Origin of the sequence: Kutzneria sp. 744 (assembly GCF_000568255.1) — a bacterium.
In the GTDB taxonomy this organism is placed as follows: domain Bacteria; phylum Actinomycetota; class Actinomycetes; order Mycobacteriales; family Pseudonocardiaceae; genus Kutzneria.
Genome location: NZ_KK037166.1, coordinates 1588968 through 1609175 on the forward strand (window position 1 = coordinate 1588968; position 20208 = coordinate 1609175).

Sequence of the window (20208 nt, forward strand, 5' to 3'; positions counted from 1 at the left end):
TCCGACGAGACCACCGAGGCCCTGCGGGCGGCGTCGCTGCTCGGGGCCGAGTTCGCCGTGCACGACCTGGCCGTGGTGGCGCGGATGCCGGCGTCCGAACTGGCCCTGCTGTTGGCCGAGGCCGTCGGCGGTGGCGTGATCACCGAGGCCGGGCAGCACCTGGCGTTCCGGTATCCGCTCATTCGGCAGGCCCTGTACGACGGCACCCCGGTCGCCGTCCGGACCGCGCTGCACCGGGAGGCCGCGCGGGCACTGGCCGACTCCGGCGCGCCCATATCGCAGGTGGCCGAGCAGCTGTTGCCGGCCGCCGGCAGCGAGGACGAGTGGTTCCTCGACTGGCTGGCCGGGGCCGCCCCGATCCTGACGCACCGGGCGCCGCAGACCGCGATCGAGCTGTTGCGGCGGGCCATCGACCAGGTCGGATCCGACGACCCTCGGCGGGACGTGTTCGCCAGTTGGCTGGCCACCTCGCTGGCCGGCATGGGGCGCAACGCCGACGCCGCGCAGCAGGCCCGCCAGGTGCTGAGCAGGACCACCGACCCCCGACCGGGTCGCCGAGATGAGCTGGGTGCTGGCGTACACCTCTTTGCGTACCGGGCACTCCGCCGAGGCCCTTGAGGTGCTGGCCTCCGGTCTGGCGGCCGCTTTGGCGCCCGGTTGGCACGCGCGGCTGCTTTCTCTGACCGCCCTCGTCCAGGCCGTCGACCTGGACACCGCCACCGCTCTTACCACCGCCGCCTCCGCCATCGAGGCCGGTCGGGCCGCGCCGGATCGTTTCGCCGTGGGCATGGGGCTGCACGTCATGTCCCTGGACCGCAGCTTCGTCGGCGACGAGCTTGGCAACCGGGGGCTCATCGACCAGGCGCTGACCGTGCTCGGGGACGACCGTGAGCACCTGGACCTGCGGCTGCTGCTGTTGTGCAACCGGATCGTCGCCGACGTCAACCTGGACGAGACCGCCGGCATCGACGAGCGGATCATTCTGGTGCGTGAGCTGGCCGAGCAGGCCGGGGCCGCGCGGTTCACGCAGGTGCACGTGATGATGGCCGCGCACTACTTCTTGTTGGGGCGGTGGGACGACGCACTGAGCGAGCTGGAGTCGATTCCCGAGTTGAGCGAGGGGCGGTACTCGTTCCTCACCCTGCACGGGTTGTTGGCGTTGATCGCCGGGCATCGGGACGACCGCACCACTGCCGCCGTGCACCTCAAGGCCGTGCGGACCGAGCCGTTGGCCATCGCCGACGACCGCCGCAATGCCGGCTATGTGTTGTTGGCCCGGGCCTTGGCCTGTGAGCGGGATGGGCTGCCGGCCCAGGCCGTCGCCGAGTTGTCGCCGGTGTTGTTGTCTCCCGGCACCGGCTTGGAGATGAACGTCCGATACATGTGCCTGCCGGAGCTCACCCGTCTCGCCCTGGCCGCCGGCGATCGGGAAACCGCTTTGTCGGCCACGCAGCAGTGTCAGGCCGAGGCCGATGAGGCGCCCATGCCCGTGAAGGATGCCGCCGCCGCCCGGTGCCAGGGTTTGTTGGAGCGGGATCCGCTGCGTTTGCTGACCGCCGCCGAGCACTACCGTTCCGCCGGGCGGCGCCTGGAGTTGGCCAACGCGCTGGAGGACGCCTCCGTGCTTTTCGGCGAGGCCAACGATCTCGTGCGGGCCCGCGCTGCCCTCTCCGAGGCCATCGAGGTCTACACCGAGCTCCGCGCCGACTGGGACATCCGCCGCGCCGACGCCCGCACCCGTCCTTATGGCGTACGGCGTGGGCAGCGTGGTCGCCGGGCCCGTCCCACCACCGGGTGGGAGAGCCTCACCCCCACCGAGCTCCGCGTCGCGCACCTCGTCGCCCAGGGCCGTTCCAACCCCGACATCGCCGCCGCCCTCTTCTTGTCCCGTAGGACCGTGCAGACCCATGTGTCGCACATCCTCGTCAAGCTCGCCGCCCATTCCCGCAGCGAGATCGCCCGGGAGGCCGCCCACCACCCCGTGTCCACTGTGGACTAGCCTTTTCCCCATCCGATCTGTGCTTAGGATCGCGACATGCCCGTGCGCACCGAGCTGTCACCTTTCGGGCTGCTCGTCACGCCCGTGCCCGGCGAGGACGTCTCCGACCTCGCTCCCGCCCTGTTGGCCCGTTGGGTCGGGCAGCACCGCCTCGTCGTGCTTCGGGGCTTCCGCTCCGTCAGTCCCGACGCCCTCGCCGACTGCGCCCGGGCTTTCGGTCCCCTGCTGCGGTGGGAGTTCGGGGAGGTGTACGACATCACCGGCGTCGATCCCGTGCTTTTCCACTGGGACGGTCCTTTCGTCGAGCAGACCCCCAGCTACCTGCTCTTCCACTGCCCCGCCGCGCCTCCTTCCGGCTGGGAGATGACCTTCTGCGACACCACGCGCCTTCTCGCTTCCCTGCCGCCGGCCGAGCTCCTTCGTTGGGAGTCCGTCTCCGTCACCTACCAGGGCGGATACGGCGACTGCACCTGCACCAGCCGCCTCGTCGACATCCACCCCATCACCGGCCGTCGTGTCCTCCGCTATCAGGAGCCTTTGGACCCCGCCGCCTTCACGATCCCCCTGCTGTTGGAGTTCGCCGGCGTGCCCGACGCCGTCGGCCTGGTCGGTGAACTCCGGGAGCGGCTGTACGACCCCCGCTTCTCCTTCACCCACGCCTGGCAGGACGGCGACTTCGTGCTCGTCGACAACCATGCCGTGCTGCACCGTCGGGAGGGGTTGGGGGCTGTGGGCCGACCGGCGTTGCATCGGGTGCACATCTTGTAGGTGGCTTCGTCGGTCGGCAGTCGTGTTGCGGCTTCCGCCGTGCGCTGTGGGCAGGCCGTGGTTGCGCGGCTGGCGTATGGGGTGAGACTTCTCGGCATGCGGCTGTGGTGCGGGAGGGACGCGAGTTTGGGTCGGTGCGCGGGTGAAGTCGGGCGGTGTCCGGTGGGTGGGGCGTGCGTTTACAGAAGGCTTGGGAGGGCACGAAAGGTGGGGAGAGTTTGCGCTGCTTGGTGTGGTGTTGGGGGAAGGGCGGGACTGCCCGGCATGCGGCTGGGGCGTCGGCGGGGGCGCGAGGTGGGTGGGTGCGCGGGTGAGGTCGGGCGGCGAGGGTTGGGTGGGTGCGCGGGTTTACAGAAGGCTTGGGAGGGCCAGGTAGGAGAGGAGCGTCCGTGGTTGGCGGGCGTGAGGTTGGGGAAGGGTCGGCGCGGCGGACGGTTTGTGGTGCGGGGTGGCGAGGTGAGGGCGGCAAGGGATGCAGCAGGTGGAGGTGGGGGATGGCGCGCGCGGTGGGGTGACCAACGCGTGACGTGAGTGGACCTGCGGTCGCAAGCGCTGGACGTGAGGCGCGACTGGCGGGACCACGGGTTCGGGTGGCAAGGCCGCGACGGCACAGACATCCGTCAAGACAGGGACTTGCCGTTGTGGTCGCGGCAGCGGTCCCGCTGGCGCGAAGGTCTCCGGCCGTGGTTGGCCGGTAAGGCGAGTGCCCCCAGTCCGCCTTTAGAGCGGGGCTCATCCAACGGCTCTGTGGTGACGTAGGTCAGGCCCCATCGGGTTGTCATGGTGGTGGTGCCGTCCTTGGCGATGGCGCCTTCGGTGTTGGTGGCGTGGTGCGAGTCGGCCGGGGGCGCGGTTCCGTCCTCTTCGGACGGTCGTTTCCCCCGACCGCTCGCCCGAACCGGACGTGCGGTGAACGCATCCGGCTCTCCATGAGTCGGTCAGGCCATGACCGGCGCGGTCGCGTGGGACCACGGGGTAGGTATCTTGTTGCCCCGGTAGCGATGACGCTCAATCTTCATCGACCCCGGATCGAACAACTTCTCCGCGCCTGCCGAGGGCCACCATCCAGGACGGTAGTACCGCTCGACAATCCACTTCCGCCCCTTCTTTGGATGCTTCTTCTGCAGCCATATCCACGTTCTGCGCCACAGGAAGTCGCGCAGGTCCTGGTAGGCGGCAGCGGAAGCACCGTGCCGGAAGTACAGGCACCATCCACGTGTGAGCGCCGACAACCTGTTCATCGTCACGCTCGCGGACTGGTTCGTGACCCGTTTGTCGCTGGCCGCCTTCACTTTCCGTCGAACCTTCGCCATGGACTCGGCCGACGGATACAAGTAGACGAACCGGCGGTCGCTTCCCCACTGGCGGTGCCGCTGGATGCGGAACCCAAGGAAGTCGAACCCCTCGTCAATGTGGACAACGCGTGTTTTCTCCACAGCCAGCCGCAGGCCGACTTCGGACAACACGTCGCCCACCTCCTCCCACTGCGCCTCGGCGTGCTCCCGACACCCGTACACCAGGATCACAAAATCATCGGCATAGCGGACGAGGCGATACGTCGCACCTCCGCGCCGCCGATAGCGCCGCCGGCCCGCTTCTGAGCCATGCGCCATCCATCGCGTGTCGAAATAGTCGTCGAGGACAGTCAGGGCGAGATTGGCCAAAAGCGGCGACAAGATACCGCCCTGGGGAGTTCCCGCAAGGGTGTCCCGGCCGATCCCGTCCTCACCCAGCACCCCGGCCTTCAGGAACGATTTCACCAACGCCAGGACCCGTTTGTCCCCGACTCGCTTCCGCAACCGGTCCATCAGGGCCGTATGCGAAATCTCGTCGAAGCACGAGGCGATATCACCCTCGAACACCCACTCGTATCCCAAGTGGGCGCTGTGGCGAATGTCCTCGATCGCGTCCTGTGCCCGTCGTCCCGGCCGGAACCCATAACTGGACGAGGAGAAATCCGTCTCCAGGATCGGCTCCAGCACCTGCTTGAGGCAGGCCTGGACCACCCGGTCCGCCACGGCGGGTAACCCCAAATATCGAACCTTGCCCTTTCCTTTGGGGATTGCGCGTCGCCGCGTAGGAACGGGCCGGAAAGTCCGCGCTTTCAACTGCGTGCGCAGGCCCTCCAGAAACCCTTCCACACCACCAGCGGACTCGGTGATCGATCGGGCTGTGCGCCCGTCGACCCCCGCGGTCCGTGACCCTCTGTTCTCCCGAACCCGAGTCCACGCTGTCACGAGGAACGCCGGATCCGCCACGAGGTTGTACAGATCATCGAACCGACGACCCACGTCGGCCTTGGCCCAACTGTGCAGCTTCGTTTGAATACCCAGTACCCGCCGCTCCGCCCGACAGGGTGTGCGCAGCATGGCGCCGATGTTCACCGGCGCGTCTTCCGGCATGACCATATCTCCTCTGCTGACCCACTGCTCTCCTTCGCCATGCGCCGGGCTTTCCCCGGCTCGGACTACTACGAGAGCTCCGCCCCACCCCGACACCATCGGCAGGCAGTGTGCCTTCCCTTCCCGGTTCCTGACTGGAACCCTAGAGGGAGGGGATGCGGGGTGGTTCCCGTGTTCACTTGTCACCGATCGACGAGTGAGGCACCCAGCTCTACCCCGACGGCCTCAATGCCTACGCCACGAACAATTCGGCATGGACTGCCCGACGCCACCGGGTGTGACAGCGGACGGCCACCGCGCAGTAACAATCGAGCACGGCGGGCACCGTAGTACCGGCCCAGATCCACCAGGTTTCGAGCCGGCTCCACATAACGAGGAATCAAACACTGGTTTCTCGCGTATACCTTCTCGTCTCGCTCAACAGGCCCACGCCATCTGGCAGTGCTAGCGTGTCCCACCTTTGTCAGGGCTGCTTCCCGTCGAATCCCCTGCACTCCCTACGGGAACCCGACTGCCCTCAGCTTCGACCGTCCTTTCGTGACAGGACGGCGACGGAGGTCTTTCACCTCCGTTCGGTGAACAAGCGCCTCACGGCGCACCTTGTAGCGGTGATGCCGTCGATCGAGCGGTGCCATGTTGGTGGCGGTCGACTCCCCCACGGGCCAGGGGGTGGCGTGGTCGATGTCGCAGCTCCGCGAGGGGTGTGAGCAGCAGGGCATCACGCAGGTGTGGTGGCGGGCGCGGAGGAAGCGGTCGAGGGCGGTGTTGGGGCGGTACAGCTTCGGGGTGTACTCCACGAGGTGTCCGGCGGGGTCGGTCAACAACCGGTGGAACAGGGTGCCGGGGTGGGACATCAACTCCCGCACCACGGGTGCGGGGATGAGTTGGCCGGTGGCGAGCGTGCCGGGGCGTTCGTCGACGCCCAACAGGGCGGTGAGGGGGACGGTGACCTGGATCAAGGGCTTCAGCCCAGCGGTCTTGGGGTCCTCCAGGATCAAACCGGCCATGACGTCGGCGCGGATCTCGTCGAGGGTGCGACCGTTCTTCGGTTCGTGGGCGGCGAGACGGTCGATCGTGGCGTACATGGCGTGGGCGATCTCGATGGGCTGGGAGCAGGAGACGACGCCGAGGCCGTCCTGGGCGTCGAACAGGACGACTGTGCGGCTGCGGCGGGCGGCGTCGCGCCGTTGCAGGTGGATGGCGGGGTCGGCGCGCTGCAACCGGGCCTGGCAGGACCGGCGGAGCTGCTGCGGGGAGCGGCCTGCTGCTGTTTCGAGGGTCTTGGCGATGGCGCGGTGGGCGAGTTCGGGTGGGTAGTACTCGGTGGGGTCGATGAGGGCGTGGGCGGAGCGCTCGGAGATGATGCCGGCGTGCAGGGCGTCTCAGACGGTGGGGTGCTCGTCGTGCAAGACCCGGGCCCATTTGACGCGGTCGGAGGCGTTGGACGGAGAGAGTTGCAGGGCGGGGCCGATGTCGTGGGCGGTCCATTCGTCGACGTCGAGGGGGGCGATGAGGCGGAGTTGCTCGGCCTGCAGGCGGCGGATCTCGCGCTCGCATTCGATCATGCGAGCGACTTCGGTTCATACCTGCGAGTTTACGCGCGAGGTATGATCGACTCGAATCACTAACGAGTGAAAAGCGTTGGGGCGCAACGACTTACGGTGAAGGAGGGCTGCCCGAAACCTACATTCAGGGGGTCTGAGGGCGTGACTCGCGGGGGTTCTGTTCTAGCCACGGGAGGACGGCGGTGACGAAGCCGGAGGGGCTGGTCATGGGGCGGCCGTTCATGGTGGCGACGAGGTGGCCGACGCCGAGCAGGCAGTCCCAGGTGCGGGCACGGTGGTAGGAGACGGGAGAGACGGCCTGACGGACGGTTTCCCAGCCGTGCCAAGACATCAAGGCGGCATCGATGGCGGGGTCACCGGGCATGGCCATGTCCCAGTCGAGAATGCCGAGCAGCTTGCCGTCGGGCGAGTAGTGGACGTTGGAGCCGCCGAGGTCGCCATGCACCAAGGAATCGGGAACGGCGGGTAGAGCGAGGGCGTCAGACAAGCGGCCAAGAACGTCGGCCTGCCAACGGGGAGGGAGCAGAGGAACGATGACGGACTCGATGACGGTGGACCAAGAAGGACCTTCGGCGCGAGAGTCGAGGGCAGCCAAGAGGGAGGGTGTCAAAGGAACGGAGCGGACGGCGTCCAAGACCTCGGCGATCTGGGCGGGAGAGCCGACACCCTCGGGCAAAGCGGTGCCGCCGACCCAAGAGACGGCGACGGCGGCACGGGAGTCGAACATGGTGACGGGGGTCAAAGGTTCAGGGATCTGGAAGGGCAGACCGGCGGAAGCCAACTGGCGCAAGACCTCGACGCGGCGGGGCATCGAAGAGGCGGCCAGGGGACGACGGCTGACGCGGACGGCGGCGACGTCGGGGATGAGCAGGACGTCATGGACGTTGCCGTCCACGGCGACGAAGGCCGAAGAGAGATCGACGCCGGGCAGCAACTCCTCGGCGATGTCGAAGAGCTCCACCGCCTACCGCCGGATTAGGCGGGCGATCTCGGTGCGCAGTCGCACGAAGGACTCACTCCCCCGGGTAGTGATCTGGTCACGAGGCGAGGCCAGATCGACCTTCAACGTCTCGACGACGGTAGCGGGCGAAGGCGACAGGACCAGCACCCGGTCGGCCAGGTAGACGCTCTCGTCGATGTCATGGGTGACAAGGAGAACGGTCATGCCAGCCTCCAAACGAACCTTCAAAACCAGGTCCTCCAGGTCGGCACGGGTCTGGGCGTCCACGGAGGCGAAGGGCTCGTCCATGAGCATCAAAGCGGGGCGATACGCCAAGGCACGGGCGATGGAGACCCGTTGCTGCATGCCACCGGAGAGCTCATGAGGGTGCTTGCCGGCGGCACCGGAGAGACCGACCCACGCCAAGGCCTCCTCGACGCGCGAGCGGCGTTCCACAGTGGACAGACCACGGTCCCGCAACGGGAACTCGACGTTGCCGAAGACGGTCCGCCACGGCAACAGGGAGCGGCTGTAGTCCTGGAAGACGACGGCGAGATCCGACGGCACGCCGGAGACGCGGTCGCCGTGCAGGAAGACGTCGCCACGGGAGGCGGGCAACAGGCCGGCGATGCAGCGCAACAGGGTGGACTTGCCGGAGCCGGAAGGCCCGACGATGCAGACCAATTCCCCCGGCTCGACGGCGAAGGACACATCCGAGACGGCGTCGACGGAACCGTAGGTGTGACCGAGCCCGGTCACTTCGAGCATGCTCACGGCCGGCTCCAGACCAGCGCCCTGTGCTCCACGGCGAGCAACCCCCTGTTGAGTAGATAGCCGAGCAGGCTGATCAACGCGATCCACGACCACATCCCGGGCAGGTCGGACGCGCCCTGGGCGGTGCCGAGCTGGTAACCGATGCCGCTGGTGGCGCCGACGACCTCGGCGATGACCATGAGGATCAGGGCGATGGACAGGCTGACCCGCAGGCCGGCGAAGATCTTCGGACCGGCGGCCGGCAGCACGACGCCGAAAAGCCAGCGGGCACGGGAAAGCCGGAACACGCGGGCAGTGTCGGCCATGACGGGATCGACGGACCGGGCACCGTCGACAGAGTTGAGCAGCACGGGCCACACGGAGCCGAACACGATGGTCGCCACCTCCATCTCGGTGCTGATGCCGAAGATCAGCATGAACACCGGCACGAGCAGGGGCGGCGGCAGGGTGCGCAGAAACGTGAACACGAACTCGAAGTAGTCGGCGGCGGCGCGGGAACGGCCTAGCAGCACGCCGATGACAATGCCCAGCACGGAAGCCGCGGCCCAACCGCCGAGGACCCGAAGCAGGCTGGGCAGCACATCGGCGGCGAAATGGTGGGAGGGCCACAGCCGAACGGCCGCCTCGGCGACTCGCAGGGGTGGCGGAAAGTACGGATTGCCGACCTCGACGGTAACCCATTGCCACACCAGCAGCGCGCAGAAGAGAACGCCGGCGCGGATCCAGGCATTCACGCGGCCACCTCTGCCCCACTGGATGAGACACTCCCCCATGACACCCAACGGCGTTGCACCGTCAGGAATCCGGCGTTCACCAGACAACCGAACAGCCCGGCGAACACGGTGGCGGCCAGCACGACGTCCATTCGACCGCCGCTGGTGCCCTGGAGGAACGCGTACTGCCCCAGTCCGATGCTGCCGCCGGCCAGGAACTCGGTGCCGACGATGGCGATCAGCGTGATGGAGGCGGAGATCCGCACGCCGGTCACGACGAACGGCCCGATGCTGGGCAGGGTCACGCCGGTCAACACCCGCCACCGGCTGACCCGGAAGCACCGGGCGGTCTCCAGCAGCCGGGGGTCGACCTCCCCGAGCGCGTAGCTGGTGTTGAGCAGGATCGGCCAGGTCGCGGCGAACGCGGCCAGGGTGATCTTGGTCTGGGCGTCGGTGCCGAACAGGGCGATGGCCAACGGAATCAGGGCCACCGCGGGCAACGGTCGCAGGAATTCCACCACCGGCATGCTGATCAGCCGCAACAAGGGCACGGACCCCAGCACCAGTCCCAACACGAGGCCGACCACCCAGGCGCACACCAGGGCGATCGACCACGACAGCACGGTGGAGATGGCGCCGGCGACGAAACTCCGGTCGGTGAACAGCAAACCGAAGCGCACCAACACGTCCGACGGCGGCGGCAGCACTCGCGGGTCGACCAGCGAAAGCCGGCTGGCGGCCTCCCACACGAGCAGGAAGCCGACCAGACCGACCAGTTTGCGGACCAGCGACATCAGCTGTTCGGCGTGGGCAACACGAGCGTGCTCACGTCCATCGACTGCTGAAGGTAGCCGTAGGTCTTCATCAACGTGACCACGCGCTGCAACCGGGTGGCGTCCACCGACGTGGGGAACACGCCCAGCTTCAGCAGCGAGGAGGTCTGCTTGTCGACGCCGGTCAGGTCCGGCAGCACGGAGCTGATGGAACTGCGGTCGGCGGCGGCCTTCTGGGCCTTGACCATGGCCTTCTGGAACTTGGCCACGACGTCGGCGTGGGCGCCGATGAACTTGGCCGACGCCACGTAGCCGGACAGCGGAATGTTGTCCGTGGCGCCGGTCACGATCTTGAACGTGGGCTGCACGCCGAACTGCTGCTCACCCTGAGTGATGTACGGCTCGAGGTCGCCGCCGGCGTCGATCTGGCCGTTGGCCAGGGCGGCGGGGATCTGAGGGAACTTCACCTCGAGGTAGTTGACGGAGGTGGGGTCGACGCCGTTGTCCTGCAGCACGGCCTTGATCAGCAGCTCCACGATGTTGCCCTTGGAGTGCACGGAGACCTTCTTGCCGGCCAGGTCCTTGGGCGTGCGGATGCCGGAGTCGGGCTTGGCCAGCAGCACCAGCGAGTCGGGGGTGCCCTGGTAGGCGTCGGAGACGACCTTGGCGTCCAGCGTCTTGGCCGCCTCGGCCTGGAAGAAGGACACGTAGTTCATCAGCGTGACGTCGATCTCGCCGGACTGCAGGGCCGGCATGGTCTGCTGCACCGACGGATAGACCTTGACGTCGGCGTCGAGGCCCTCCTCGGTGAAGTAACCCTTGGCCTGGGCCAGTTTTACCGGTGCGTCATCGACCGTGGCGATGATGCCGACGCTGATCTTCTGGTGGCCAGCGGCGGGCGCCGATGTGTCGGCGCCGCCACCGTTGAGCAGGCTGCATCCGCTCGCGGTCATGGCGGTGACGGCGATCACGGCAGCCCATCGAGTGGCGCGGGTGGCCATCGGCGGACTCTCCTTTAATCAACAGTGTTGAGCGGTACTCGGGGTGCGGTTGTGAAGGGAATGACCCATTCACGGGCACAACCGGCCCGGAACGGGGATCACCGTAGCCGATCGAACACCGTGCGTGATTCAATCATGGACGCGGATGACACCCGACGGAGTGAGGGTTTGAGGTAGGTGCCAATTTTTCCCATCCCTCGGCACCAGTCCCGCTACGAGCCGTCACCGCACCTTCACGGTGCAGGATCATCCCGAGCGGACACCACCGGCGTCCAGACCTCCAAACGCTTGATCACATTGCCCCGAAGGCACCACCATGCACGTGACTGTCGTGCCCAGTACTCCGATCGGCGGTACGGAATGAGCCTCTCGCCCTCCAAGATCCACCTTCGGCGATGGACCGAAGTGACCTTGGGGGAGTGCTGACCGTGCATGGTCCGGCCGACGAGGCTGAGTCCGAACGGCGCGGCTCCGCTCATCCCGACAAAAGCCGCGATTCCGGCGCGGGATGGCGGCTGCGCAACTGGAAACTGGGCCGCAAGCTGGTGGTCATCCTGCTGGTGCCGGCGCTGAGCACGCTGACGCTGGCGGGTTTGCGGCTGTCCAGCCAGCTCGACGACGCCCGCCAGTACGGCGACGACCGCCACCAGTTGGCGGTGGCCGGCCAGGCGGCCACGGTGGTCGACCTGTTGCAGGCCGAGCGTGACTCGGTTGTGGCCTACATCGCGGCCGGACGGGTCGACCAGCCACCGAAGTTCGGCCCGGTGGACACGGCCGTCGACACCTTGCGCGACGATCGGGCGACCGTGTCGGGGCCGGTGGGAGACGCGGTCGACAAGGGCCTTGAGCAGCTCGACCAGCTCTCCGCCCTGCGCAACAGCGCGGTCACCACGCGGCTGCCGGACGTCGCCGCGCTGACCACCTACACCGAGGTCATCGACTCGCTGATCCAGATCGTGCGGGTCGCCGCCACGAACGTGAGCCACCCTCTGCTGTCCCCTTTGGACACCTCGGTGCAGACGCTGACCGACGCCAAGGAGCAGCTCCGGCTGCAGGGCACGCTCGTGGTCTCCGCCACGCTGCACAAGCAGTTCGCGCCCGACCTGGCCGATCAGCTGCGGGCCGCGCAGGCCCGGTTCGCCTCCGACATGGAGGACTTCACCAACACCGCCGGCGCCGACAACCGCCAGCTCGCGCAGGACACCATCAGCGGTCCGGACGTCGACGAGCGCAACCGCGTGGTGCAGTTGGCCCTCGTGCAGTCCGGTGACGGCGGCGGCGCGATCACCGTGCGGCCGGCCGACGTCCAGGCGCTGTCCAGCACCACGGCCGCGTTGTTCACCCGGGTCGTCGGACAGATCCAGCAGCAGGCCCAATCCGTGGTGCGCACCCTGATCGGGGCCGCCCGCGGCGCCGCGTTCCGGGACAGCGCCCTGGTCATCGTGGCGCTGCTGATCGCGTTGGCGGTCACGGCGTTCGTGGCCCGCTCGATGCTGATCCCGCTGCGGGTGCTGCGCCGCAGCGCGCTGGAAGTGGCCCGCACCAAGCTGCCCGCGGCCATCGAACGGATCATGCGTGACCGTGAGGCCGAGGGCGAGGCCGTGGAGCCGGTCCCGGTGCACACCACCGAGGAGGTCGGCCAGGTCGCCCGGGCCTTCGACGCGGTGCAGCGGGAGGCCGTGCGGCTGGCCAGCGAGCAGGCGGCGCTGCGCGGCAACGTGAACGCGATGTTCGTCAACCTGTCCCGGCGCAGCCAGGCGCTGGTCGAGCGGCAGATCGGCGTGATCGACCGGCTGGAGCAGGACGAGCAGGACCCGGACCAGCTGGCCAGCCTGTTCGAGCTGGACCACCTGGCCACGCAGATGCGCCGCAACAGCGAGAACCTGCTGGTGCTGGCCGGCACCACGCTGACCCGCCGGGTGACCAGGCCGGTGCTGGTCTCCGACGTGCTCGGCGGGGCCATGTCCGAGGTCGAGAAGTACGCCCGGGTGCAGATCGCGCCGGCGCCGGACCTGACCATCCAGGGCCGGGCCGTCAACGACATCACGCACCTGATCGCCGAGCTGCTCGACAACGCCACCGCCTTCTCGCCGCCGACCAGCAAGGTCACGGTGCGGTCGGCCAAGATGCGGCGCGGCGAGCTGGCCATCGAGATCCACGACCGCGGCGTCGGCATGCAGGAGCCCGACCTGGCGGCGGCCAACGAGCGGCTGGCCGATCCGGGCGAGGTGGACGTGACCGCCTCCCGCCAGATGGGCCTGTACGTGGTGGCGCAGCTGGCCAAGCGGCACGACATCAAGGTTCGGCTGCGGGACAACGCCGACATCGAGGGCGGCGTGACGCGCACGTGGTCATCCCGGCCACGCTGGTCGACCGGGCCGACGCCGTGCCCCCGCCGCCCGCGGCGCCGCCGACCGTGGCCGCCGCGGCCACCCAGCGCACTCCCCTGCCCGAGCCGGACCTGCCGCAGGACATCGTCGGCCTGCCCAAGTGGGTGCCGGGCCAGGTGTCGCCGATCGTCACCAACCAGCCGGCGGAGCCGGGTGTCACCGAGTCGGTGGACCTGTTCGCGCCGCGCCGCAAGACGCCGCCGGCCGAGCCCGAGGTGACGCCGGCCAGCAGCGTGGAGCCGTGGCCGACGCCGCAGCGCCGCTTCGACTACGACGACCCGCCGACCGAGCGGCTGCCGATCTACCAGGAAGTGCTCTCGCAGTGGTTCGAGGTGCCCGGCGACGCCGAGAAGAGCGCCGACAAGGCCGTCGACAAGCCCGTTGAGAAGGCCCCTCAGGACGTCCCTGAGGACGACGCGACGTCGGAGACCGAGGACCACGCGGTGCCGGAGCCGCGCGCCGAGGACGAAGAACCGGCCACCGTGACGACCAAGCGGGCCACCACTGGGATGACCAATGGGGCCGCCAACGGCTGGCACTCCGCGGGCGACGACGGCTGGGCCCTGGCCAACACGGTGCTGGCCAAGGAGCCGGACGCCGTCACCGACGCCGGGCTGCCCAAGCGGGTGCCGAAGTCGCAGCTCGTGCCGGGTTCGGCCACGCCACGGCCGCAGGCCGCCGTCGCGCCGGCGCTGCCGCGCCGCTCCCCCGACGCGCTGCGGGCCCGGATGTCCACCTACCAGCACGGTGTCAGCCTCGGCCGGCACTCCGCCCCGACGGCCGCCCCCGACGAGGCCATCGACGCCGGCTACACCCAGCCGACGACCTTCGGGCCGCCACCCGAGCAAGGCAAGGAGCAGTCGTGAGTTCCCCGTCCGACCAACAGACCGACCAGTCGGCCGAAGGCCAGTCACCCGATCAGCAGCTGACCGACTTCAGCTGGCTCATCGACGACTTCGTGGACCGGGTCGCCGGTGTCGCGCACGCCGTGGTGGTCTCCGCCGACGGTCTCGTGCTGTGCGCGACAGAGGGCCTGCCGCGGGACCGCGCGGTGCAACTGGCTGCGGTTTCGTCGGGTCTGGTGAGCCTGGTGGCGGGCGCGGCGCGGGTGTTCGACGCCGGAACGGTGAACCAGACGGTCGTCGAAATGGAGCGCGGGTATCTTTTCCTGATGTCCATCAGCGACGGGTCGTGCCTCGCCGTGCTCGCGGCGCCCGGCTGCGAGATCGGACTGGTCGGGTACGCCATGGCCAGGCTGGTGGAACGGGTCGGCTCTCAGCTCACCCCCGAGCTGCGGGCGCAGTTGCAGTTGGCCGCGGTGCGCCGATGAGCGCGACGCGGCGGTTCTAGAGGGCTGGAGCCGAGTGGAATCAGGACAGGGCCGGGGCGCGCAGGTCGCCCGGCAGGCGACGACGTCGGCCAAGATCGTGGTCGCGGGCGGGTTCGGTGTCGGCAAGACGACCTTCGTCGGGTCGGTGTCCGAGATCGTGCCGTTGACGACCGAGGCGGTGATGACCGAGGCCAGCCTCGGCGTCGACGATCTCTCGGCGACGCCGAACAAGGTCACCACGACGGTCGCGATGGACTTCGGTCGTGTCTCGTTGGACAGCGACCTGATTCTGTATCTGTTCGGCACGCCCGGTCAGCACCGCTTCTGGTTCATGTGGGACGACCTGGTGCGCGGGGCGATCGGCGCGGTGGTGCTGGTGGACACGCGGCGGTTGGCCGACGCGTTCGCGTCGATCGACTTCTTCGACGACCGGCAGCTGCCGTACGTGGTGGCGGTGAACTGCTTCGACGGCATGCTGCACCACCGGATCGACGACGTGCGGGACGCGCTCACGATCGACCAGTCGGTGCCGATCGTGACGTGTGACGCCCGCAACCGGGAGTCGACCAAGCAGACGCTGATCACCCTGGTCGAGCACTCCATGCGGAAGTGGATGACCGTCCGGGCGTGACGAACGGGGCGTGTCCGGCGCACGGACGCCGGGTTTCGCGGGGCCCGCATGGCACCATGGTGTCAAGCGGGCCCTCGCCGTGTCGGGGCGCCGAGGACACAACCCCCGTTGTGGTGGCACGTCCTGAAACACGTAGTCTGAGAACTGCTTAAGATCTTGCTGTCGTGATGATGGGTGGCTGATGGATTCCACGAACGCCGGCCTGGACGTGTCGTCCAGCCACCTGAACGGGGAGCTGCCGACCCGTACCGCGGCGGCGGTCGCCGCCGGCAACCTGGCGGCCAAGCTGTCCAAGGCCACCGGCCGCGCCGGCGGCATCATCGGCGGCCGCGTGACGCTGGCGCTGGACCCGCACGCCCTGGCCCGGCTGTGCAAGGACCGCACCGTCGCGCTGGTCACCGGCACCAACGGCAAGACCACCACGACCATGATGCTGGCCAAGGCGATGAGCGTGATCGCGCCGGTGGCCACCAACCACAGCGGCGCCAACATGCCCGACGGGCTGGTGGCCGCGCTGTCGACCGACCAGACGGCGCCGGTGGGCGTGCTGGAGATCGACGAGAACTACCTGCCGAAGATCTCCGACGCCGTGCAGCCGGCGGTGATCGTGCTGCTGAACCTGAGCCGGGACCAGATGGACCGGGTCGGCGAGGTCCGCCACACCGAGCGCAACCTGCGCACCGCCATCGCCCGGCTGCGCAACACCACCGTCATCGCCAACTGCGACGACGTGCTGGTCACCTCGGCCGCCATCGACGCCGACACCACGATCTGGGTGAGCGCTGGCGGCAACTGGCGCGGCGACTCGACCTCGTGCCCGCGCTGCGGCATGCGGGTGCACGGCGGCGCCACCGACTGGTACTGCGACTGCGGCTTCGCCCGTCCGACGCCGACCTGGTCGGTGGCCGACGGCAAGATGACCAGCCCGACCGGCGAGTCCTTCGAGCTGGCCCTGCGCCTGCCGGGCAGCGCCAACGAGGCCGACGCCACCCTGGCCCTGGCCGCGTCCAGCCACCTGGGCGTGCCGCTGCGGCCGGCGCTGGAGCGGATCCGCACCATCACCGGCGTCGGCGGCCGGTACACCACGCTGACCCGCAACGAGCGCGTGGTGCGGTTGCTGCTGGCCAAGAACCCGGCCGGCTGGGCCGAGACGCTGCCGCTGCTGGCCAAGAGCCCGGACCACCCGGTGATCATCGCCATCAACGGCCGCGAGGCCGACGGCCGGGACAAGTCGTGGCTGTGGGACGTGCCGTTCGAGCGGCTGCAGGGCCGCACGGTGATCGCCACCGGCGAGCGGTCGGCCGACCTCGCGGTGCGGCTGACCTACGCCGATGTCAAGCACACCCACGTGCCCGACCCGTACCAGGCGATCGACTCGGTGGCGCCCGGCGCGGTCGAGCTCGTCGCCAACTACACCGCGTTCCGGGACCTGAAGACGGGGTTGAGCAATGGTTCGTGACTCTGTCGTGCGCATCGGCCTGGTGCTGCCGGACGTGCTGGGCACCTACGGCGACTCGGGCAACGCCACCGTGCTGCGCAAGCGGCTGGAGTGGCGCGGGTACCGGTCCGAGATCGTGGACCTCGCGGTCGGCGAGACCGTGCCCAACTCGCTGGACTTCTACCTGCTCGGCGGCGGCGAGGACCGGGCGCAGACGCTGGCCGTCGCGCACCTGACCGCCAATCCCGGCATGCAGGAGGCGGCCTCGCGCGGCGCTGTCGTGCTGGCCATCTGCGCCGGCCTGCAGATCCTGGGCCACGACTTCACCGGCACCGACGGCGTCACGCACCGGGGCCTGAGCCTGCTGGACGTGCGGACCACGGCCGGCACCTGGTCTCGGGCCGTCGGCGAGCTGCTGACCACGCCCGACCCGGCGCTGCTGCAGGCGTCGATGACCGGCTTCGAGAACCACCAGGGGCACACCCAGGTGGGGCCACAGGCCCGGCCGCTGTCCAAGGTCGTCTACGGGACCGGCAACGGCGACGGCGGCGACGGGGCCTACGCCGGTCGCGTCGTCGGCACGTACATGCACGGCCCGGTGCTGGCCCGCAACCCGGCGTTCGCGGACCTGCTGTTGAGCTGGGCGGTCGGCGAGCCGCTGGCGCCGCTGGACATCCCGGTGATCGAGAAGCTGCGGGACGAGCGGAAGCGGGCCGTGCAGGCGCTGGCCACCCGGCGCAAGCGGCTGCTCCGGTTCTGAGGTGTCCGAGCCCCGTCCGACGCTGCCGTCGCTCGGGCTGAGCCCGCTCAGCCCGGTGTCCAGCCGCGCCGACCTGGTGGCGGAGTCGATCCGGTCGGCGATTCTGGCCGGCCGGATCCGGCCCGGGGACACGCTGGTGGAGCGGCGGCTGGCGGCCGAGCTGGGCGTGTCCAAGACGCCGGTGCGGGAAGCGCTGATCATGCTGGCGGCCGGCGGCCTGGTCGTGCTGACGCCCAGCCGCGGCACGTCGGTGCGGCTGTTGGACGGCGACGACCTGCGCAAGATCCAGGAAGTGCGGCTGCTGCTGGAGCCGTGGGCGGTGGCCGCCACGACCCGGCTGGGTCTGCCCCTTCACGTGGCCCAGGCGCGGGCGGCCCTGGCTCGGTCGGGCGCCAATCTCGACAACGTCGACCACGGCGAGCTGAGCGTGGCCAACCGGGACTTCCACCGCGCGCTGTATGCCGGCTGCGGCAACGAGTTCGTGATCACGACCCTGGACAGCGTGCGGGATCTGGCCGCCCTGGCCGCCGTCAGCCTGCTGTGGCCGCACTGGCCCACCTGGCGCGAGGAGCACGTGGAGCACGAGCGCATCCTCAAGGCCGTCGAGGCCGGCGACGCCGAGTCGGCGCAACGCCTCACACGGCAACACATCGAGCTGTCCGGGCAGCGCGCGGTGGAGGTCGTCGGCTAGATTGGCCCCCGACCTGGGGGGGTTCGATCATGAGTGACATGTGGATGCTGTCCGTCGCGGCCGAGTTGGTCAACCGCGGGGCGAGAGATTCGGCGGCCCTGGGCCGCCTCGAAGAGCTGGTCCGGACCGTGCCCGCGCTGTCGGAAGCGTTGGACGCGGCCAGAGTGGGCGCCGACGGACATCAGTTGGGCGAGGCGCTGGCCGCGGGGCTCGGCGCCGCCCACGAGGAAAGCGAAGACTTCGCCGACCAGCTCGAAGCACTGTGGCCGGAGGTGCTGTTCGGCCCGAAGCCCGCGCGGCCGAAGGCGAACAACACCGTCATCGGCGACGTCAACGGCCGGGTGATCCAGGCCGACACCATTCACGGCGGAATCAGCCTGTTCACCGAGAAGCCCGCCGCCCCGGAGCCGGCGGCCCCGATCCCGGAACCTGTGCCGGCTCAGGCTCCGGAGCCGCGCCGGCCGCGATTCTCCTTTCGCCGAACCAAGAACAGCTAGCCCGCCGACTTCAGCCAGGCCGACACCTCGGCCCGGCCGGCCGTCGGAAGCTCGCTGATCGGTGGCCGCACGGTGCGGGTGCACAGGTCGAGCTGGGCGAGGGCCTCCTTGACGACGGAGACGTTGTCGGCGCTGCCCTTGGCGGCGCGGAGGTCCTCGAACGGCTTGAGCCGGCGCCACAGCGCGGTCGCGGCGGGGCGATTGTCGGTCTGGAGGGCGACGAGGAGCTCCAGCGACAGGCCGGGCGTCACGTTGGCCAGGCCGGAGGTGAAGCCCTGGGCGCCGACGGGCCAGAAGAACGGGGCCCAGGTCTCGGCCAGCCCGCAGATCCACACCAGCCGGTCGGCGCCGGCGGCGTCCTCGACGACCGTGACGGCCTGGCCGAAGGCCACCGGGTCCGGCACGGCGTATTTGACGCCGACGAAGTTGGGGGCGACGCGGGCCAGTTCGGCCAGCGCGCCGGCCGGGATGTGGGGGCTGCGCAGGTAGCAGACGACGCCCAGCTCCGGCACGGCGTCGGCGACGGCCCGGTGGTAGTCGACCCAGCCTTCGGCCGACAGGTACGGGTGCACCGGCTGGTGGATCATGATTGCCTGCGCCCCGGCCGCTCGGGCCGTGCGCGCCGAGTCGGCGGCGGTCCGCACGTCGTAGCCGACCCCGGCGACGACCAGCGCCCGGCCGGCGGCCTCGGCCACCGTCAGGTCCAGGGCGTGGTCCCGTTCGGCGGCGGTGAGCGAGTAGAACTCGCTGGTGTTGCCGTTCGGCGTGACCACGTCGATCCCCGCGTCGAGGGTGCGGCGCAGCACCGACCGGTAAGCGGGGCCGTCCACCTCTCCGGCCGCGTCGAACGGGGTGACGGTGATCATCACCACGGAGCGCAGCGCCCGCTTGACGTCCTCCAGCATGGCAACCCTCTCTGCCTGGTATCTGGTATACCAACATAGTCGAGCGACCTGCCGGCGGCAATAAGGGGCGTCGAATGGCGCATAACAAGTGACACGCACATGCACCTATCCGAGGTATTCGGCGCGCGCCACCCCGCCAAAACCGCCATGCATGCGATACGGTGGGAATGAGCCCGGTAAATAGGTCGTACGTCAGGTGGAGCAACGATGGCACAGAAGACGATCGTCGAACTCGTCGACGATATGGACGGTGGCGTTGCCGCGGAGAGCGTCGCATTCGGCCTCGACGGCGTCGAGTACAGCATCGATCTGTCGTCGGCGAACGCAAAACGACTCCGCGATTCGCTGTCGACCTATGTGGACAACGCACGCAGGGTGGGCGGCCGCAAGCAGCGGGCGACGATCGGCAAGCCCGCCGGTCGCACCGGCGACAAGGCGCAGAACCAGGCCATCCGCGAATGGGCGCGCAGCCAGGGCGCGCAGATCTCCGATCGGGGCCGCATCCCGTCCGACCTGGTCGCCCGTTTCCAGGCCGCGCATTGAGAGCGAGTTGACGGGTGAGGTGTGCCAGCGGAAAGCGCTGGCACACCTCGCTCTCATGGTGTTCTGCGGGGCTCGCGCCCCACACCCC

At 69.2% G+C, this 20208-nt stretch carries 20 protein-coding genes and 1 pseudogene; 12 read left to right on the forward strand and 9 right to left on the reverse strand.

Features of this window, described 5'->3' with window-relative positions; translation table 11 throughout:
• The 3 genes and pseudogenes from KUTG_RS60865 to KUTG_RS06985 all read left to right on the forward strand — a co-directional run.
• Nucleotides 1-618: pseudogene (locus KUTG_RS60865) on the forward strand (SARP family transcriptional regulator); the annotation flags it as partial.
• The gene (locus KUTG_RS65665; RefSeq protein WP_304413664.1) at nt 560-1999 is read left to right on the forward strand and encodes a helix-turn-helix transcriptional regulator; all 1440 of its coding nucleotides are present in this window, start codon (nt 560-562) and stop codon (nt 1997-1999) included. The pseudogene KUTG_RS60865 and the gene KUTG_RS65665, both read left to right, overlap by 59 nt.
• A gap of 36 nt (nt 2000-2035) precedes the next feature.
• On the forward strand, nt 2036-2767 hold the full coding sequence (locus tag KUTG_RS06985) for a TauD/TfdA dioxygenase family protein (RefSeq protein ID WP_052394148.1): 732 nt from the start codon (nt 2036-2038) through the stop codon (nt 2765-2767).
• A 938-nt stretch (nt 2768-3705) separates the two neighbouring features.
• Here KUTG_RS06985 and ltrA read toward each other — a convergent pair.
• The 8 genes from ltrA to KUTG_RS07025 form a co-directional block, all read right to left on the reverse strand.
• The gene (ltrA, locus tag KUTG_RS06990; RefSeq protein WP_157494373.1) at nt 3706-5169 is read right to left on the reverse strand and encodes a group II intron reverse transcriptase/maturase; all 1464 of its coding nucleotides are present in this window, start codon (nt 5167-5169) and stop codon (nt 3706-3708) included.
• Between the two features lie 497 nt (nt 5170-5666).
• Nucleotides 5667-6545 carry an HNH endonuclease signature motif containing protein gene (locus KUTG_RS53060; RefSeq protein WP_084578993.1) on the reverse strand — a complete coding sequence of 293 codons (879 nt, stop codon included), beginning with the start codon at nt 6543-6545 and terminating at the stop codon, nt 5667-5669.
• 6 nt (nt 6546-6551) lie between these two features.
• Nucleotides 6552-6734 carry a hypothetical protein gene (locus tag KUTG_RS07000; RefSeq protein ID WP_043715752.1) on the reverse strand — a complete coding sequence of 61 codons (183 nt, stop codon included), beginning with the start codon at nt 6732-6734 and terminating at the stop codon, nt 6552-6554.
• Nucleotides 6735-6858: 124 nt separating this feature from the next.
• On the reverse strand, nt 6859-7695 hold the full coding sequence (locus tag KUTG_RS07005; protein ID WP_043715754.1) for an aminoglycoside phosphotransferase family protein: 837 nt from the start codon (nt 7693-7695) through the stop codon (nt 6859-6861).
• 3 nt (nt 7696-7698) lie between these two features.
• Nucleotides 7699-8442, reverse strand: coding sequence for an ABC transporter ATP-binding protein (locus tag KUTG_RS07010; protein ID WP_043715757.1), 744 nt, complete (start codon nt 8440-8442; stop codon nt 7699-7701).
• Between the two features lie 2 nt (nt 8443-8444).
• Entirely contained in the window at nt 8445-9182 is a 738-nt protein-coding gene (locus KUTG_RS07015; protein ID WP_232240694.1) for an ABC transporter permease, read from the reverse strand.
• Complete coding sequence (locus tag KUTG_RS07020) at nt 9179-9955, reverse strand: ABC transporter permease (RefSeq protein ID WP_043715760.1); 777 nt, start codon at nt 9953-9955, stop codon at nt 9179-9181. The genes KUTG_RS07015 and KUTG_RS07020 overlap by 4 nt, the downstream gene beginning before the upstream one ends.
• On the reverse strand, nt 9955-10935 hold the full coding sequence (locus KUTG_RS07025) for an ABC transporter substrate-binding protein (protein ID WP_063753493.1): 981 nt from the start codon (nt 10933-10935) through the stop codon (nt 9955-9957). Before KUTG_RS07025 ends, KUTG_RS07020 begins: the two co-directional genes overlap by 1 nt.
• Nucleotides 10936-11330: 395 nt before the next feature.
• Here KUTG_RS07025 and KUTG_RS07030 point away from each other — a divergent pair, with 395 nt between their 5' ends.
• The 8 genes from KUTG_RS07030 (at nt 11331) to KUTG_RS07065 (ending at nt 18672) form a co-directional block, all read left to right on the forward strand.
• Nucleotides 11331-13544 (forward strand): sensor histidine kinase, encoded by a 2214-nt coding sequence (locus KUTG_RS07030; protein ID WP_084578995.1) that lies wholly within the window; start codon nt 11331-11333, stop codon nt 13542-13544.
• A complete protein-coding gene (locus KUTG_RS58100; protein WP_157494374.1) occupies nt 13442-14191 on the forward strand; it encodes a hypothetical protein in 750 nt (249 codons plus the stop codon). Before KUTG_RS07030 ends, KUTG_RS58100 begins: the two co-directional genes overlap by 103 nt.
• Nucleotides 14188-14655 (forward strand): roadblock/LC7 domain-containing protein, encoded by a 468-nt coding sequence (locus tag KUTG_RS07040; protein WP_369794438.1) that lies wholly within the window; start codon nt 14188-14190, stop codon nt 14653-14655. Before KUTG_RS58100 ends, KUTG_RS07040 begins: the two co-directional genes overlap by 4 nt.
• Before the next feature lie 34 nt (nt 14656-14689).
• Complete coding sequence (locus KUTG_RS07045; RefSeq protein WP_043715766.1) at nt 14690-15286, forward strand: GTP-binding protein; 597 nt, start codon at nt 14690-14692, stop codon at nt 15284-15286.
• A 181-nt stretch (nt 15287-15467) separates the two neighbouring features.
• Nucleotides 15468-16745, forward strand: coding sequence for a DUF1727 domain-containing protein (locus KUTG_RS07050; RefSeq protein WP_084578997.1), 1278 nt, complete (start codon nt 15468-15470; stop codon nt 16743-16745).
• Nucleotides 16735-17484 carry a type 1 glutamine amidotransferase gene (locus KUTG_RS07055; RefSeq protein ID WP_043715768.1) on the forward strand — a complete coding sequence of 250 codons (750 nt, stop codon included), beginning with the start codon at nt 16735-16737 and terminating at the stop codon, nt 17482-17484. The genes KUTG_RS07050 and KUTG_RS07055 overlap by 11 nt, the downstream gene beginning before the upstream one ends.
• A 1-nt stretch (nt 17485) precedes the next feature.
• Entirely contained in the window at nt 17486-18175 is a 690-nt protein-coding gene (locus KUTG_RS07060; protein WP_052394154.1) for a GntR family transcriptional regulator, read from the forward strand.
• Between the two features lie 29 nt (nt 18176-18204).
• Nucleotides 18205-18672 (forward strand): hypothetical protein, encoded by a 468-nt coding sequence (locus KUTG_RS07065; RefSeq protein WP_157494375.1) that lies wholly within the window; start codon nt 18205-18207, stop codon nt 18670-18672.
• On the opposite strand, the gene KUTG_RS07070 is transcribed toward KUTG_RS07065, so the two are convergent.
• Nucleotides 18669-19577: a dihydrodipicolinate synthase family protein gene (locus KUTG_RS07070; protein WP_043715772.1), complete on the reverse strand. Its 909-nt coding sequence runs from the start codon at nt 19575-19577 to the stop codon at nt 18669-18671. The two genes, KUTG_RS07065 and KUTG_RS07070, sit on opposite strands and share 4 nt — an antisense overlap.
• Before the next feature lie 207 nt (nt 19578-19784).
• On the opposite strand from KUTG_RS07070, the gene KUTG_RS07075 reads away from it, so the two are divergent.
• On the forward strand, nt 19785-20120 hold the full coding sequence (locus KUTG_RS07075) for a histone-like nucleoid-structuring protein Lsr2 (protein WP_043715774.1): 336 nt from the start codon (nt 19785-19787) through the stop codon (nt 20118-20120).
• The last annotated feature ends 88 nt before the right edge of the window (nt 20121-20208 follow it).

What these genes read in the sequence shown, in the direction of transcription:
- KUTG_RS07050 (WP_084578997.1), top strand. Translation starts at nt 15,468, where the DNA reads ATGGATTCCACGAACGCCGGCCTGGACGTGTCGTCCAGCCACCTGAAC.
- KUTG_RS06985 (WP_052394148.1), top strand. Translation starts at nt 2,036, where the DNA reads ATGCCCGTGCGCACCGAGCTGTCACCTTTCGGGCTGCTCGTCACGCCC.
- ltrA (WP_157494373.1), bottom strand. Translation starts at nt 5,169, where the DNA reads ATGCCGGAAGACGCGCCGGTGAACATCGGCGCCATGCTGCGCACACCC.
- KUTG_RS07010 (WP_043715757.1), bottom strand. Translation starts at nt 8,442, where the DNA reads ATGCTCGAAGTGACCGGGCTCGGTCACACCTACGGTTCCGTCGACGCC.
- KUTG_RS07075 (WP_043715774.1), top strand. Translation starts at nt 19,785, where the DNA reads ATGGCACAGAAGACGATCGTCGAACTCGTCGACGATATGGACGGTGGC.
- KUTG_RS07020 (WP_043715760.1), bottom strand. Translation starts at nt 9,955, where the DNA reads ATGTCGCTGGTCCGCAAACTGGTCGGTCTGGTCGGCTTCCTGCTCGTG.
- KUTG_RS07070 (WP_043715772.1), bottom strand. Translation starts at nt 19,577, where the DNA reads ATGCTGGAGGACGTCAAGCGGGCGCTGCGCTCCGTGGTGATGATCACC.
- KUTG_RS07025 (WP_063753493.1), bottom strand. Translation starts at nt 10,935, where the DNA reads ATGGCCACCCGCGCCACTCGATGGGCTGCCGTGATCGCCGTCACCGCC.
- KUTG_RS07000 (WP_043715752.1), bottom strand. Translation starts at nt 6,734, where the DNA reads ATGATCGAATGCGAGCGCGAGATCCGCCGCCTGCAGGCCGAGCAACTC.
- KUTG_RS07030 (WP_084578995.1), top strand. Translation starts at nt 11,331, where the DNA reads ATGGACCGAAGTGACCTTGGGGGAGTGCTGACCGTGCATGGTCCGGCC.
- KUTG_RS07065 (WP_157494375.1), top strand. Translation starts at nt 18,205, where the DNA reads ATGAGTGACATGTGGATGCTGTCCGTCGCGGCCGAGTTGGTCAACCGC.
- KUTG_RS65665 (WP_304413664.1), top strand. Translation starts at nt 560, where the DNA reads ATGAGCTGGGTGCTGGCGTACACCTCTTTGCGTACCGGGCACTCCGCC.
- KUTG_RS07055 (WP_043715768.1), top strand. Translation starts at nt 16,735, where the DNA reads ATGGTTCGTGACTCTGTCGTGCGCATCGGCCTGGTGCTGCCGGACGTG.